General features: G+C 43.2%; 16 protein-coding genes. 9 read left to right on the top strand and 7 right to left on the bottom strand.

All coding sequences use genetic code 11. The features are described from left to right. Positions 1–50 precede the first annotated feature (50 nt). The 5 genes from ICL16_RS25385 to ICL16_RS25365 all read left to right on the top strand — a co-directional run bounded on the left by ICL16_RS25385 (position 51) and on the right by ICL16_RS25365 (position 5567). A complete protein-coding gene (locus tag ICL16_RS25385; protein ID WP_190833523.1) occupies positions 51–926 on the top strand; it encodes a hypothetical protein in 876 nt (291 codons plus the stop codon). 116 nt (positions 927–1042) lie between these two features. Continuing rightward, positions 1043–1513: a hypothetical protein gene (locus ICL16_RS25380; protein ID WP_202895720.1), complete on the top strand. Its 471-nt coding sequence runs from the start codon at positions 1043–1045 to the stop codon at positions 1511–1513. Positions 1514–1560: 47 nt separating this feature from the next. Further along, a complete protein-coding gene (locus ICL16_RS25375; protein WP_190833521.1) occupies positions 1561–2703 on the top strand; it encodes a lipase family protein in 1143 nt (380 codons plus the stop codon). 408 nt (positions 2704–3111) lie between these two features. Then, positions 3112–4254: a cytochrome P450 gene (locus tag ICL16_RS25370; protein ID WP_190833519.1), complete on the top strand. Its 1143-nt coding sequence runs from the start codon at positions 3112–3114 to the stop codon at positions 4252–4254. A 104-nt stretch (positions 4255–4358) separates the two neighbouring features. Beyond that, on the top strand, positions 4359–5567 hold the full coding sequence (locus ICL16_RS25365; RefSeq protein ID WP_190833517.1) for an MFS transporter: 1209 nt from the start codon (positions 4359–4361) through the stop codon (positions 5565–5567). Between the two features lie 37 nt (positions 5568–5604). On the opposite strand, the gene ICL16_RS25360 is transcribed toward ICL16_RS25365, so the two are convergent. Together ICL16_RS25360 and ICL16_RS46910 are read right to left on the bottom strand one after the other, a co-directional pair. After that, the gene (locus tag ICL16_RS25360; RefSeq protein WP_190833515.1) at positions 5605–6351 is read right to left on the bottom strand and encodes an ABC transporter permease; all 747 of its coding nucleotides are present in this window, start codon (positions 6349–6351) and stop codon (positions 5605–5607) included. Between the two features lie 77 nt (positions 6352–6428). Beyond that, positions 6429–6719: an ATP-binding cassette domain-containing protein gene (locus ICL16_RS46910; RefSeq protein ID WP_190833512.1), complete on the bottom strand. Its 291-nt coding sequence runs from the start codon at positions 6717–6719 to the stop codon at positions 6429–6431. A gap of 217 nt (positions 6720–6936) precedes the next feature. On the opposite strand from ICL16_RS46910, the gene ICL16_RS25350 reads away from it, so the two are divergent. Further along, the gene (locus ICL16_RS25350; RefSeq protein WP_190833506.1) at positions 6937–7290 is read left to right on the top strand and encodes a hypothetical protein; all 354 of its coding nucleotides are present in this window, start codon (positions 6937–6939) and stop codon (positions 7288–7290) included. A 156-nt stretch (positions 7291–7446) separates the two neighbouring features. Continuing rightward, on the top strand, positions 7447–8862 hold the full coding sequence (locus tag ICL16_RS25345) for a D-alanyl-D-alanine carboxypeptidase (RefSeq protein WP_190833503.1): 1416 nt from the start codon (positions 7447–7449) through the stop codon (positions 8860–8862). 108 nt (positions 8863–8970) lie between these two features. On the opposite strand, the gene ICL16_RS25340 is transcribed toward ICL16_RS25345, so the two are convergent. Further along, the gene (locus ICL16_RS25340) at positions 8971–9150 is read right to left on the bottom strand and encodes a hypothetical protein (protein ID WP_190833501.1); all 180 of its coding nucleotides are present in this window, start codon (positions 9148–9150) and stop codon (positions 8971–8973) included. 77 nt (positions 9151–9227) lie between these two features. Next, complete coding sequence (locus ICL16_RS25335; RefSeq protein WP_238360952.1) at positions 9228–9863, bottom strand: CGNR zinc finger domain-containing protein; 636 nt, start codon at positions 9861–9863, stop codon at positions 9228–9230. Positions 9864–10107: 244 nt separating this feature from the next. Between ICL16_RS25335 and ICL16_RS25330 the strand changes: the two genes are divergently transcribed. After that, on the top strand, positions 10108–11001 hold the full coding sequence (locus ICL16_RS25330; protein WP_190833497.1) for an arginase family protein: 894 nt from the start codon (positions 10108–10110) through the stop codon (positions 10999–11001). A gap of 398 nt (positions 11002–11399) precedes the next feature. Here the strand turns inward: ICL16_RS25330 and ICL16_RS25325 are convergent, their stop codons facing one another. From ICL16_RS25325 to ICL16_RS47810, 3 genes are all read right to left on the bottom strand, one after another. Then, positions 11400–11753: a putative toxin-antitoxin system toxin component, PIN family gene (locus ICL16_RS25325; protein ID WP_190833495.1), complete on the bottom strand. Its 354-nt coding sequence runs from the start codon at positions 11751–11753 to the stop codon at positions 11400–11402. Continuing rightward, on the bottom strand, positions 11754–12383 hold the full coding sequence (locus ICL16_RS25320) for a LysR family substrate-binding domain-containing protein (RefSeq protein ID WP_337907122.1): 630 nt from the start codon (positions 12381–12383) through the stop codon (positions 11754–11756). Between the two features lie 81 nt (positions 12384–12464). Further along, complete coding sequence (locus ICL16_RS47810; RefSeq protein ID WP_420485303.1) at positions 12465–12638, bottom strand: helix-turn-helix domain-containing protein; 174 nt, start codon at positions 12636–12638, stop codon at positions 12465–12467. 189 nt (positions 12639–12827) lie between these two features. Here ICL16_RS47810 and ICL16_RS25315 point away from each other — a divergent pair, with 189 nt between their 5' ends. Continuing rightward, positions 12828–13184 carry a M14 family metallopeptidase gene (locus ICL16_RS25315; RefSeq protein ID WP_190833493.1) on the top strand — a complete coding sequence of 119 codons (357 nt, stop codon included), beginning with the start codon at positions 12828–12830 and terminating at the stop codon, positions 13182–13184. The last annotated feature ends 23 nt before the right edge of the window (positions 13185–13207 follow it).

Below are 13207 nucleotides of genomic sequence, written 5' to 3'. Positions count from 1 at the left end.
GTGTTTATCTGTGGTTCTATAATCTTTATGGGTTTGCGGTACAAACAGCCATGCAAAAACCAATTCGGATTCTATTACAGACGACTATTCCCCCGGCGGAAGATGACTGGAATATCTCCCGTTTCTCGCTGTTACACGAATATCTGGCATCTTTAAAAGACGAAGCGGGAAATCCTTTGTTTGAAGTGACGGCACGCGATCGCCAATCAGATGACGACGATCCCATTTTAAGCAACATTGACAGCTCTGAGTTTGACGAATTGTGGCTATTCGCAGTAGATATTGGGGGTGGATTGACACAAAAAGAAGTGGAGGCGATCGCTCGATTTCGGCAACGTGGTGGTGGTATGCTAGTAGCGCGTGACCATCAAGATTTAGGTTCGTGTATCTGTAATCTAGAAGATATTGGTACGGCAAACTTTTTCCATACTAAAAATCCCGATCCTGAAGAGTCTCGCCGTTGTATTGACGATCCCTACACAACCTATATTTCTTGGCCTAATTACCATTCTGGCAGCAACGGCGACTATCAAATCATTACCCCGACACAACCGATTCACGAACTTTTACACAACCCCCAAGCGCCTAGTGGGGTAATTGAATTTTTCCCCGCCCATCCCCATGAAGGTGGTGTGGGAGTACCAAAAGATGTAGAAAATGCCAGAGTAATAGCTACAGGCAAAAGCAAAGTTAGCGATCGCCCATTTAACCTTGCTGTTATCTTTGAAAGTACCAAAGATACACCTGGACGTGTTGTGTCTGAATCAACTTTCCACCATTTTGCCGATTACAACTGGGATATTGAAAAAGGTTGTCCCAGTTTTGTCGATGAGCCGCCTGGTGATGGCATGAAAAAAGAGCCACGCGCCCTAGATGATATTAAAACTTATGTACGTAATTTAGCGGTGTGGTTGTCCAAGACATAAATTTCTTGGCTAAAAGCTTAAGTCAGAAGACAGCTGAGTGCGTCAATCTTTCAGTCCGTTAAAACGGACTTGAACTACTAGCCTTGAACTTCAGTTCAAGGCGTACTAAAATACCCATGTCAAAAAATTCATCAAGAGAAAACTCTAGTACACCAGTTGAACCAACTTTGACCGAAATTAGCTTAGTGATACGCTTGCGGAAAATTCGCCACATGATCCTAGACTATGCGCTGGGTAATGCAATATTAGGACTCATTCCCATTCCCCGACTGTTCACCCTAAAGTTGTTAGTTGCCGCAATCTTCATCATCAAAATGATACGTAATATCGGGGCAAAGTGGGATTTTCCCAAAGCAAAGGATGCATTGGCGATCGCCGGGAATATTTTTGGCTGGATAGGTGCTTTTGCCATAGCGTTGATGGCATGGTTAACGATGATTACTATAGGAGTATTTATTCCTTACGTTGGAGGTTTTGCGTTGGCAGCAGCTTTGTTTACTTTAACATGGGTACTAGGGCAAGTGACAAACCAATTTTATTTTCAATCTTTGATTGGAATTTATACAAAACAACTGCCACCATCTTAGATAGATAAACTGATTCAATAATATCAAACTTAGATAAAATTATAAATATGAAGTTGAAGCGGCGACAAATATTAATTGGAGGCATGGCAGCCGGAATTACATCAACAATCGGAACAGAATATTTGCAGAGAAAGGCTGCGTATGAGCGCCAAAAAAAGTTGGAAGCCCTGGTAGAAAAAACTCCAAGAGATACAGATAGTTTGCTTGAAGCAACATTTGAAGCTGATGCTCGTAAAATTAACCAAGGCAAAGCAATTCAAGCATCAGTAAAACTCACGCCACCGAAAATTCCTTATAATCGGGAAACTTCTAAATTACTGATTTTGTGCAGTCGAATTGCCACCGAACAGTACTTGAAAGGTAAAGTCGATCCTGACTATGACGGCTCGATTAAATCCCTCAAAAATTATAGCAGTAAACTTGATGGCTACACTCAAATTGCCTCCTTCAAAGGAAATGACGTAGAGACTGAAGAAAACATTGAGGTTGAAGTACCAACTACGGCTCAAAGCAATAGTCAAGATCCGGTAGAACGCGATGTCAATTCTGCACAAAATCAGGTGAAGAAGACTGTAAAAGAAATTGTCAAACTAAGACAAAAAGTTTCTGTCTACATTGGATTTGTGCTAACTTCAAAAACCAACAACATTATTGTATTTCGTGGTTCTCAAACCCGTGTAGAGTGGATTAACAATCTGACTGCCTTTCAAAAGGATTACACCGATCCAATTTCTGGTCAACACTGTGGCAAAATACATTTAGGCTTTTTAGACAATTACCACGAAATCATTGAGCCAATTCCACGAGAAATAGCTAAGAAACTAAATCCATCAGTGCCTTGTTACATTTCTGGACACAGTTTAGGAGCTGCTCTAGCTACTCTTGCAGCTCTTGATATAGCACTAAATGTACCTCAACTGAGGAAGCAACTGCAATTGTATGTATACGCCAGTCCCCGTGTAGGTGATGCAACTTTTGCCAAATTGCACAATAAAATGATTCCCAACAGTTACCGCGTTGTTAACAATGCTGATGCGTTTAACTTGGTGCCACCTACCAATACTTTGGGTATCTACATTCATATTGGACAAGAATGGTCATTTTTATCTCAGAACGGCGATTTGCTGCCAAATCATGTAGTTGACACCTATCGTGCTGCAATTAATCGAGGAATTGAAACTAAACAGTAATATCTCGTCCATCTTTGTAGCGATTGTCTTGAAGGTCAAGCGATCGCAAAAACCCTTTTCAAACCTCGTTTCCCGGTAGAACCTGGAAATTCTGATATGGCGGTGTCGTCAGAACCGGAGGCAGCAGCCTTCCCAAAGGGCGTTCCCAGTCGGAGACTGGGAACGAGGTGAAGAACGCAGATGCTAATTTAAAAAATCGACAAACTCTCTTGACATAAAACCGTCTGGACGGTAAAGTTAAATTAAATTAATGTACACCGTCTAGACGGTAAATTGTAACTGGTTTAACCTCCACTGGTTTCCACACAGTTTGTGTTGACATAGCCAATGAACGCAACGTGATGTTGCGCTCCTTCGGTTAGTTTGCGCTGCAAATTTTCTTGATGTTTAAATTCTAGGAGATGCAAAATGCAATTGAATCAACAGTCGCTCGACAAAAAGCAAGACTTTCAACTCTTAGACAATCTCTTTCCCTGGTATGCCAAGATGCGCCGCGAGTCTCCCGTCTTTTATGACTCTACTAGTGAAAGTTGGATCGTGTTCAATTACCAGGATGTGAAGCGCATTCTCAGCGATTGGCAAACATTCTCGTCCAAAGTTCCTCATCCGCCCGAACAGACAGATTTCACCCAAAGCCTCAACTTTACCGATCCACCCAAGCATCGATCGCTCCGCACTTTGGTAGCGCAAGTATTCACGCAGCGGCGTGTCGAGTTACTTGCACCGCGTATAGCAGAGCTTGCCCACGAACTAATCGATCGCGTGTTTGAACAAGGACGGATGGACTTTATTCATGACTTCAGCATTCCCTTACCTGTGATTGTCATTGCTGAAATTCTCGGCATTCCCATTGAAGAGCGCGAAGATTTCAAACGCTGGTCAGACGGTATTATGGTAGAGGACAAGAGTGCTTATCGGGCAATGGGAGATTACTTCCGTGATTTGTTAGAGCAACGGCGAGGCAAACAAGGCAAAGATTTAGTTAGTGATTTGATTGCTGCCCATGAGGGAGGCGAAAAGCTGACTGCCCAAGAGCTTGTGGATTTCTGCATGGTGCTGTTGGTGGCAGGTAATGAAACTACGACAAACTTGTTGGCAAATGCGATCGTCTGCTTCCATGAGTACCCATTGGCGTATGAGCGACTCAAGAATGAGCCAACCTTGCTACCATTGGCAATTGAAGAGGTGCTGCGCTACCGCTCACCTGTGCAAATGATTTCTCGTCTCACTAAAGTTGAAACCCAAATTGGTAATCAAACCATTCCAGCAGGACAACTGATTCAAGTCTGCCTTGGCTCGGCAAACCGGGATGAACGGCAGTTTGAGCGGGCGGATGAGTTTGTGATTGATCGCCAACCAAATGAACATGTTGCTTTTGGCAATGGTATTCACTTCTGCTTGGGTGCGCCTCTGGCTCGACTGGAAGCCACCATTGGGTTACGGGCAGTACTTGAGCGGTTGCCCAATCTACGCATTACCCAAGATGCGAAGTTAGAGCCGAACGCTACTAAGGATGTACATGGGTTGAAAGCACTGCCAGTTCTGTTCTAGTCAAGTGAGGGTGATGCAGCAGTCAAATATTTCCCTTTGCTGCTGCATTATTTTATAACAAACATTCGATTTAAAAAATGTGTTTCCAATTTAAGGAAGAACAAATGGCGAAGCATTTATTACAAATTCCTAACTTTCGCCTTCTCTGGGTGGGACAATCACTTATTCTCTGTGCTGTACAGTTTTGGATTGTAGCGTTAACGTGGCTTGTACTACAGAAGACTGGATCGGGTGTGGCGATCGCAACCGTCTTACTAGCAGCCGCTGTTCCACGCGCCTTACTCACATTAGTTGGGGGAGCTATTAGCGATCGCGAATCACCCTATCGGATCGCGACATTCTCTGTCCTCATCAACACAATTCTCGTTGGCATTGTTGCTGCTCTACTTTGGTTTAACGCCATTCAACTTGGATACCTGATCATTGTTGCAGGTATCTTTGGTATCTCGGATGCTTTCTTGTATCCAGCAACGCTTTCAGCATTACCACGACTGATTGATAAATCTTTGTTGATGAAAGCCCATGCTTTGATGCAGGGAGGAGAGCAAATTACCAACGTGATTGCACCTGCGGCAGCGGGGTTGATTATTGGTGGTTTTGGGTTAGCCATCGCTTTCACCATCAATACAGTATTGTTCGCGTTAGGAGGGCTTTTTCTTTACTTCATCCGACAACCTAAAAATGTACAAAATCCATCAGTTTCTTCCTTTCAGCAGCTATTGGGTGAAATTGTCGAAGGATTACGCTATGCCTGGAAGAATCCTCCCATCCGCATCAGCCTGCTGATCATCGCCATGCTTAATCTTGCCACATTGGGACCTTTAGTTGTGGGTGTGGCTAAACTTGTTGAACTCAGATTTGGGGGAAGTGCAACGACTTATGGCTATATGCAAGCGGCTTTTGGTGTCGGTGCATTTCTGGGCGTACTTATTACCAGTCAAATTAAGTCTATAAAAACTCCTGGATTGACATTAGTGCTGCTGGCTTACAGCTTGGGGATTGGAACTGTCGGATTGGGATTTGTGCAGCAAGCATGGATGGCATATAGCGTCATTGTATTTATGGGATTAGGCGGGGGATTTGTCAGTGTGATTGCGATCGCTTGGCTTCAGCAGCAAACAAATGCCGAGATGCAAGGACGCATGATGGGCTTACTAACGTTTAGCGCTGTTGCTCTTGATCCTTTCTCACAGGCGGCTGCTGGATTTTTGATGGACATTAATCTCACACTAATGTTTGTCGTTGCCGGAGTCACAATGCTACTAACCGGAGTCGTCACCTCATTCAATCGAACAGTGAGAACGACTACTTAGAGGCAGTGTGCAAAGGTGTCGCCTCGCCTTCGCTCGATTAATGCTGTCGCCAATCCAGCTTGATTCGGACTAACCAAAATGTCAACAGGGAAAAAACTACCAATGCTGTCAAATCTATAACAACTTGCCCACTCACAGAGCAGAGTAAAGTTTGACGAAGGGCCGATGCGGCATAGGTTGCAGGACTAAAGTGTCCTATGACCAACAGTATACTTGGTAAACGGCTTGCTGGGATGAGTACCGGACCGATAAACAGCATCACCATAGTGAGGAGCAAGCTGAGAGATCCGCTTTCTTGTGGTGTGCGAGCATTCGCCCCGATAACAGCACCAAGTCCCGCTAGGGGTAGTACAGACAGGGGAATTACCAGTAGAATCAGAGGGTTTAGCTTGAGAGAAAGATTGAGGAAGAATGTACCAAACCCAAGAACGACTAACAGCGATGGCATTGAGAGAAGAAAAAATGCTAGAACACAGGCAATAATTAAGGCTTCTCGGCGAATTGGTAAGGTGGCATAGTAGTCTAAAGTTCCGGCAAAGCGCATATAGGCAAAGCGAGATGCTATTTTTTCCAAGTTGCCGAACATCAGCGTCATCACCAAATTGCCTGTGAGAATTACGCTCTTGGTTTCCTCGACTGTACCTTGCGCTAAGCTCCCCAAGGCAATGATACTTAATATCGGGGTAACTAAGCTTGTCAAGATAATACTCTGCCACGACCAACGCCAGTTCGTTAGTTCCATCAACGAGAACTTGGTTGGTGTCGCAGTTGTCGAATTTGCCATAAATCGAGTAGTTTATTGCACTCCTTACGGGCGTCGTTGCGGCTCATCCCGCGCAAATGGGCAGTGAAGAAGAGTGCTTAACCCACTGTTAAATTGTTCAGCGCCCCGCTTTCTTGGGGCATATAGCCGACGTTCATTTGTACTAGATGGGGAGCTTTAACGATATTGTGTCCGCAGAAGGCGACCGCTCCTGAATCACTCTTCAACAGGTTCACCATTTGCCGCACAAGAGTACTTTTACCTGCCCCGTTATCGCCCAAAATGCCAAATATTTCACCTTGATAAATTTGCAGTGTGATGTTATTGTTCGCTCTTATGGTTTGTCCTGGATAGGATTTGACTAAATTTTGGATGTCGTAGATAATCACGAGCAACCCCTGTTGGCGTTCAATTTGTTTTGATGTTTTGTTTTATGATTAACAAAGTAGTTACAGTTAGGATAGAGAACAATCACTAGAATGTTCCAGATTTTGTAAATAATTAGTAAATTTTATCCATACGTGTAGGCTATTTCTATTTCATAATTAGAGCAGCAACATTAACAAAAAAATTAACATATCATTATATTGACAAGGATTACAGATAATGCAAGTTCTCAAAAGATCCATCAAACCAGAAACCTATATATCGTTCCTCCACATCTACCCAACTACTTGGGGAACTGCGGGTGATATTTGTTTAATCCGTGAATCTGTAGCTAATTCAGGTACATCCAAGTTCGTAGGACACAAAATTAAACTAGCACTCCCAAAAGGGCTAGAGCGCGATCGCGTGGCAGGCTTTCCTGTGATAAAAGTTGCAGGTAATGTGGGCGATGGGCATCCTAAAGATCACCCGTCCGAATGGGAGGCTTATGATGGTGTAGATAGAGAAATAGTTCTAGCGGCTTTGAAACCTTGGGGCTTTAAGTTAATTGAGTTTAATGTGGAAGACTTGTAATCTATTTGGAGTCAATTTTATCAATACGTCTTTCCTATTTCTATTTCAGCAATGCATATCTTGATTTCACTTACATCTATCTAAAGTTAACTTATGAGTAAGTTCTAAATCGGCGGCGACGCCACGAAACTTTGTGTGGATTATTGGTTTAAATATATGAGATTTAACTTAAAAAATTACCAACCTAAAAACCTTTCTCGGACTACTGTAGTATCTTTTGCTCTGCTAGCGCTGGTTAGTGGATGTTCAACTGCTAAGCTATCACTAAATACACCTCAAGTCGAGTTACCAGGAAGTGATAAGACAGCCAAGAATCCGGTAAATCCTGTAACAAATATCGGGTTAAGTGTACCTTTGGATCGTCCAGACAAAGCTACTAATGCCAAAGTGCTGCAATACGTTCAATCGCTTAGAGTGAAAGGATTTCCCTTGCAAAACCAAGGGGTATGGATGCAATCTGACAAAACACTTTTGGCTAATCATCAAGGTACAGTGCCTTTGCCTGCTGCTTCCCTGTCCAAGGTAGCAACCACTCTCGTAGCTCTGCAAACTTTCGGACCAGAACACCAGTTTATCACACGGATTGGAGCAACAGGACCAATTGAGAACGGGGTGTTAAAGGGCGACTTGGTAGTTGAGGGCGGTTCCGATCCTTTTTTTGTTTGGGAAGAAGCTTTCGCCGTTGGCAATCTCTTAAATCAGATGGGCATTAAACGGGTGACTGGTAATCTGATGATTGTGGACAAATTTTACATGAATTTTAAAGATAACCCACAGACAGCAGGGAATTTGCTATTGCAGGGGTTGAATTCTCGAATTTGGTCAGCAGAAGCTAAAAGCCAGTATCAAAGTTTACCTTATGGTACAAAGAAACCTCAAGTTGTCATCGAAGGTTCAGTACAAGCCTTGCCTGTACCCCCCAGTAATTTGCAGCCTCTAGTAAGACATTATTCTTACCCACTTGCCGAACTTCTCAAGAGGATGAATCGCTATAGCAACAACTTTATGGCTGATAAGTTAGCTTTGGCGGTAGGCGGTGCTGAAGTCGTGGCATCCAAGGCAGCTATGGCGACGGATGTTCCCACAGCAGAAATTCAAATGATCAACGGTTCTGGTTTGGCGATGGAAAACCGGATTTCTCCCCGTGCTGTTTGTGCTATGTTTAGGGCGATTGAGAATTATCTTCGTCCTTTAAATATGACAATTGCGGATGTGTTCACGATTGTGGGACAAGATAAAGGGATATTGGATGGGCGATCGCTTCCCCAATTTGCCGTAGTAAAATCGGGAAGCTTAGATAACGTCAGTGCCTTAGCCGGAGCATTGCCCACTCAAAAACAAGGGACTGTTTGGTTTGTCGTGATGAATTCAACAGGAAACCAGAAGGCTGTAAAAGAAGGAGGAGTAACAGGAAAAACATTGCAAAATTTCCGTACTCAACAAGAAGTCCTCCTCAAAACTTTTGTGAATCAGTGGGGAGCAGTTAAAGTACCACCAACTGAGCTAACAGCTAATTCGGCAAAGAATGGTAATTCTCGTAGCGAAATTGTGGGGGTAGTCAATCGTAGTTAGGAGTCCTTGGAAATTGTGCCTAGTGCTGATATCAAATCCGTTTGGATCGCAATTATTCCTCCTTTCTCTCCCTCTGCGCCGGGGCGTATGGAGCGGTTTTTTAATTATTCAGATAAGCGCGGATTTGATATTAATACGAAGAATGCCAAATTTTTCTGCGGCTTGTAAATATTTTTGATTGTAAGTAATGATAAAGAATGCTGCTCTACTGGTGCCATAAACAAGATAAAGGTATTTTAGATGGGCGATTGCTTCCCCAAACCGCAGCATGGAAAATTCGGATTGCATCCACCAACTCATCAGCTGTGAAGTTATCACGACTCAATGCGCTGGCGTAGAAATTGGCAATCTCATGAACGATTTCTTTAAAATTCTTTACTGCGTTCATAATGCCGCCTAGCCTTCGCTCGATTGCCGCACTCTTCCATGTCACACCAACGCCGACTGCGATTTCGGCTCATATCCAAAAACACCCAACCACAATCTGTGCCTGCACACTCTCGCACACGATTAAGATTTGGATCGGTAAGTAGGTCTGTCGCAGACCGCATCACCTGCCAAAGAACTTGTTCAAGATGGTCGCAGTCCGTCCAACTCCAGGCAAACCCATTGCCAGTAAATACGAGTTTGGAATGGGTATAGGTTTGAGTCAACATCGTATTGAATTGTTCTAGATCTTCCGGTTGTGGCGATCGATCTGCACAGAACGCAGAAAAAATGCGATATAAAACCTCACGTAGGCGTATTGCCTGATGAAAGGTTGCCTGAGCATGGTTAGGGTAAAGCTTTGCTTGAGCAAGCAGGTGTTTCGCTTGTTGAGTCGTCAGAATTTGAGCCAGTTGTTCCCACATCACTAAATCTGCAAAATCATTCAACCATTCGTTCACATAGCCATTCGTCTCACGATCAACAGTATTCACAAAATCTAGACACAATCCTCCACCCACTCGTTTCAGCCGAGTCCAATCGCGATAAGAAGCGTTACTTGAAGTAGAATCCATACTCACTACTTTACCACCAAAGCTTGACTTGCTGGTTAGAATTTAGTTATTGTATAACTATCATAAACAAAATAGAGGGTTAGTGAGAAGGTCAAGAAACGCTGTCGCAAGGCAGACGCACCTTTGTGATTGAGAATGCATTTTGATTACTTCCCAGTTTTCGCAACGGATTGAAACACTTGGGTTGATTGTCCTAGTACTACGCACTCTTTCAAATCATGCTCAAATTCTCAGGAGGCACGCAATGACACGTCAGTCAAATTTTTCCATCATTGAAGCACCCTCTATATTGGGACTCAAGCCGACTGGAGTGGATTGTTTACCTGATGCACTACGCAAGGCAGGATTTTACGAGAAATTGGCTGCCGATTTTGAAGCGCGGGTTGCTGCACTGGAATTTAACCCACAGCGCGATCCTCAAACACACTTATTAAATGCTGAGGGGATAGCTACCTATTCGCGATCGCTATCCCAAGTCGTTGAACCAGTCGTTCGCTCCGGGCGCTTTCCGATTGTGCTGGGCGGAGACTGTAGCATTTTGTTAGGGAATCTTCTGGCTTTACGTAGGCTAGGGCGCTATGGGCTGTTTTTTCTTGATGGACATTCAGATTTTTGTCAACCTGAAGCCGATGCTTTTGGTGAAGTTGCATCAATGGATCTGGCGATCGCAACAGGGCGTGGTCCTGATATTGTGAGCAATATCAATGGATTGAAACCCCTGGTTCGGGATGAGGATACAGTTGTTTTTGGTGATCGCGATGGAGAGGCAACTGAAGGCTACGGAGATCACAATGTGAGATCGACCCGAATCTATACCCGCAACCTGGAAGAAGTCCGACAAACTGGAGTCAAGCAAGCTGCACTTGAGGGGCTAGACTGGTTGATGCAGAAGCCATTAGATGGATTCTGGATTCACTTAGATGCAGACGTTTTAGATGATGCGATTATGCCTGCTGTCGATTATCGAATGCCGGATGGCTTGAGTTTTGCAGAATTGATCGACGTACTGCAAGTTCTCATGGCTTCACCGAAAGCCATAGGTATCAACATTACTATCTTCAATCCTAAGCTTGATTCGGACGGCACAATCACACAAGCATTTACACAAGCATTGGTGATGGGATTGACTGCTCATTAGAGCAATAGAAAAGTCTTTAGGCGAATAACTAATGTCAATGTATTGCGTTTGCCCCAACTATGATTTCTGTGGGGCATTTTTATTCTTCTGTAACTCGGATTTTTCACAAACAATTGACTTGAATAAATTGAGCGATAGGGGCGATAATATAGACAAATAGTTACTACAATTTGTCATAATCCTCTGGCTCTACATCAGGAACTTTATTTAAAACTTGCACCAAACGATTCCCAACTACCGCGTTTGGCTTTTTCTTCTATATAGTATGATAGTCATCCATGCTGAAACTTGTGCCGATAGGGCGATTGCTACAAGTTGCTCAAGAGACATATTTTATTTGGCTGCTAAGGCTTCAATCTGTTTATATAAAGAATCGGGAATTTGCACGTTTAAGTTGCTCATGATATTTCTCCTACATGTTGTAAGAATTCTTTGGGAGTTAATACTCTAATACCAAATTTTTCTGCGGCTTGTAAATCTTTCTGATTGTAACTGATGATAAAATCTGCTTGGCATTCGACCGCTAAATCTATTAAGAAATCATCATCTGGGTCGCGTGCCATTGGTCGCCATAGATAGAAAATGTTATATCGGTTAGCTATGGCACAAATAGCTTCTATAACATTATCAATATCTTCATTGCTTAAGGTTAATTGGTCTTTTTCTCTTTTGAGGATTTCTTCGTACTCGAAGATTAAGGCGGTAGAAATATTTAATTGCCAGCGAGTATCATTTGGTAAACAAGCTTTCAATCAAGATGCCACACTCTTAATAACCTGCAAAAATTGGCGCAATACAGGAGATGAATTTTCTTGTCCTTTACGCCATACAGTGGCAATTTGACGGCTCAGATTTGCACCTTGAATATCGCGGTAAACTACACCTGCTCGATGCAGATTCCGAACGTTACTACTCAAGAGTGCCACACCAATTCCACCGGCAATCAAGCTGAGAACCGTAATCATCCAAGTTGCTTCTTGAGCCACCTTGGGACGAAATCCGGCATTTTGACAGAGGCTAATCGTCGCAGTGTGCAGGGAAGGAACGTGTTTTAATGCGGATAAAATAAACGGTTCATCTGCTAGTGCTTCTAAAGGAATTTGCGATTGAGACGCAAGGGGATGATTTTCTGGTAAGGCAATTACCAATGAATCTTCTTGGAGGGGCAAAAAGCATAAGTCTGAATCCTGTTCGTAAGTATTGGGCAAATGTTCAAACCCCACATCAAGCTGAGAATCCCGCATTTGCTGAATTGCCTCATCAATTGTCAGTTCGCGCAGTATCAGTTGTACCTTGGGGAATTGTTGACGGAAGGTTTGCAGAATTTCAGGTAAAAGACTGTTGGCAATCCCACTATTTACCCCCACAACCAACCGTCCAATTTCACCCCGACTGGCACGTTGGGCTTTGTCAATAGCCTGCTCAATATGATTTAACGCACTCCTTGCTTCTTCCAGAAAAGCTTATCCCGCAGCTGTAAGCCGAAGTGGACGTGTGCTGCGATCAAATAATTCTACCTTGAGGGCTTTTTCTAGCGATCGAATTCTTTGACTGAGGGGGGGTTGTTCAATTTGTAACTGTTCAGGCGCCCTGCTAAAGTTATTTCCAACTTCAACTACTGCAACAAAATAGCAGATCTGTCGAGAGCTACAAAATTGCTGAGATGGCGAATATCCAAAATTTTCCTCTACTATATCTTTTAAAATATACTATTTTAAATAAATGACTATTGTCAATATATTAGTTTCCTCTTAATGTATTAAACAACATCAATTCATTTTGAATTAGGTAGCATTTCGGGCGAACCGAGAGGAATTATTGCAACTATGAGTAAAATCAAGCGTGTTGTCATTGTTGGTGGAACGCACGGAAACGAACTTACTGGAATTTACCTGGTGAAAAAATTTGAGCAAAAACCCAAGTTGATTCAACGCTTAAGCTTTGAGACTCGTACTTTGGTTGCCAATCCCAAAGCATATCAAATCGGCAAACGATATGTAGATACTGACCTCAATCGCTGTTTTCAACGCTCCTGTTTGCAAAATCCAAGTCTTTTGAGTTACGAAGAGCAACGAGCCAAGGCAATTTACCTAACTTTTGGGACTGGGGGGAGCCTACAAGCTGACTTCGGGAACATCCAGTTTTGGCAAAAACACTCGAATAGTCAAGAAAAGCACATTTAATGTTAGTACCTCTTCAGAGGAAA

The organism is Iningainema tapete BLCC-T55, assembly GCF_014698965.1.
In the GTDB taxonomy this organism is placed as follows: domain Bacteria; phylum Cyanobacteriota; class Cyanobacteriia; order Cyanobacteriales; family Nostocaceae; genus Iningainema; species Iningainema tapete.
The sequence above is the reverse complement of the archived record's forward strand: the minus strand, read 5'-3'. Positions and strand labels throughout refer to the sequence as shown.

Coding starts and splice junctions, on each gene's coding strand:
- ICL16_RS25385 (WP_190833523.1), top strand. CDS start 51: ATGCAAAAACCAATTCGGATTCTATTACAGACGACTATTCCCCCGGCG.
- ICL16_RS25380 (WP_202895720.1), top strand. CDS start 1,043: ATGTCAAAAAATTCATCAAGAGAAAACTCTAGTACACCAGTTGAACCA.
- ICL16_RS25375 (WP_190833521.1), top strand. CDS start 1,561: ATGAAGTTGAAGCGGCGACAAATATTAATTGGAGGCATGGCAGCCGGA.
- ICL16_RS25370 (WP_190833519.1), top strand. CDS start 3,112: ATGCAATTGAATCAACAGTCGCTCGACAAAAAGCAAGACTTTCAACTC.
- ICL16_RS25365 (WP_190833517.1), top strand. CDS start 4,359: ATGGCGAAGCATTTATTACAAATTCCTAACTTTCGCCTTCTCTGGGTG.
- ICL16_RS25360 (WP_190833515.1), bottom strand. CDS start 6,351: ATGGCAAATTCGACAACTGCGACACCAACCAAGTTCTCGTTGATGGAA.
- ICL16_RS25350 (WP_190833506.1), top strand. CDS start 6,937: ATGCAAGTTCTCAAAAGATCCATCAAACCAGAAACCTATATATCGTTC.
- ICL16_RS25345 (WP_190833503.1), top strand. CDS start 7,447: ATGAGATTTAACTTAAAAAATTACCAACCTAAAAACCTTTCTCGGACT.
- ICL16_RS25340 (WP_190833501.1), bottom strand. CDS start 9,150: ATGCAATCCGAATTTTCCATGCTGCGGTTTGGGGAAGCAATCGCCCAT.
- ICL16_RS25335 (WP_238360952.1), bottom strand. CDS start 9,863: ATGGATTCTACTTCAAGTAACGCTTCTTATCGCGATTGGACTCGGCTG.
- ICL16_RS25330 (WP_190833497.1), top strand. CDS start 10,108: ATGACACGTCAGTCAAATTTTTCCATCATTGAAGCACCCTCTATATTG.
- ICL16_RS25315 (WP_190833493.1), top strand. CDS start 12,828: ATGAGTAAAATCAAGCGTGTTGTCATTGTTGGTGGAACGCACGGAAAC.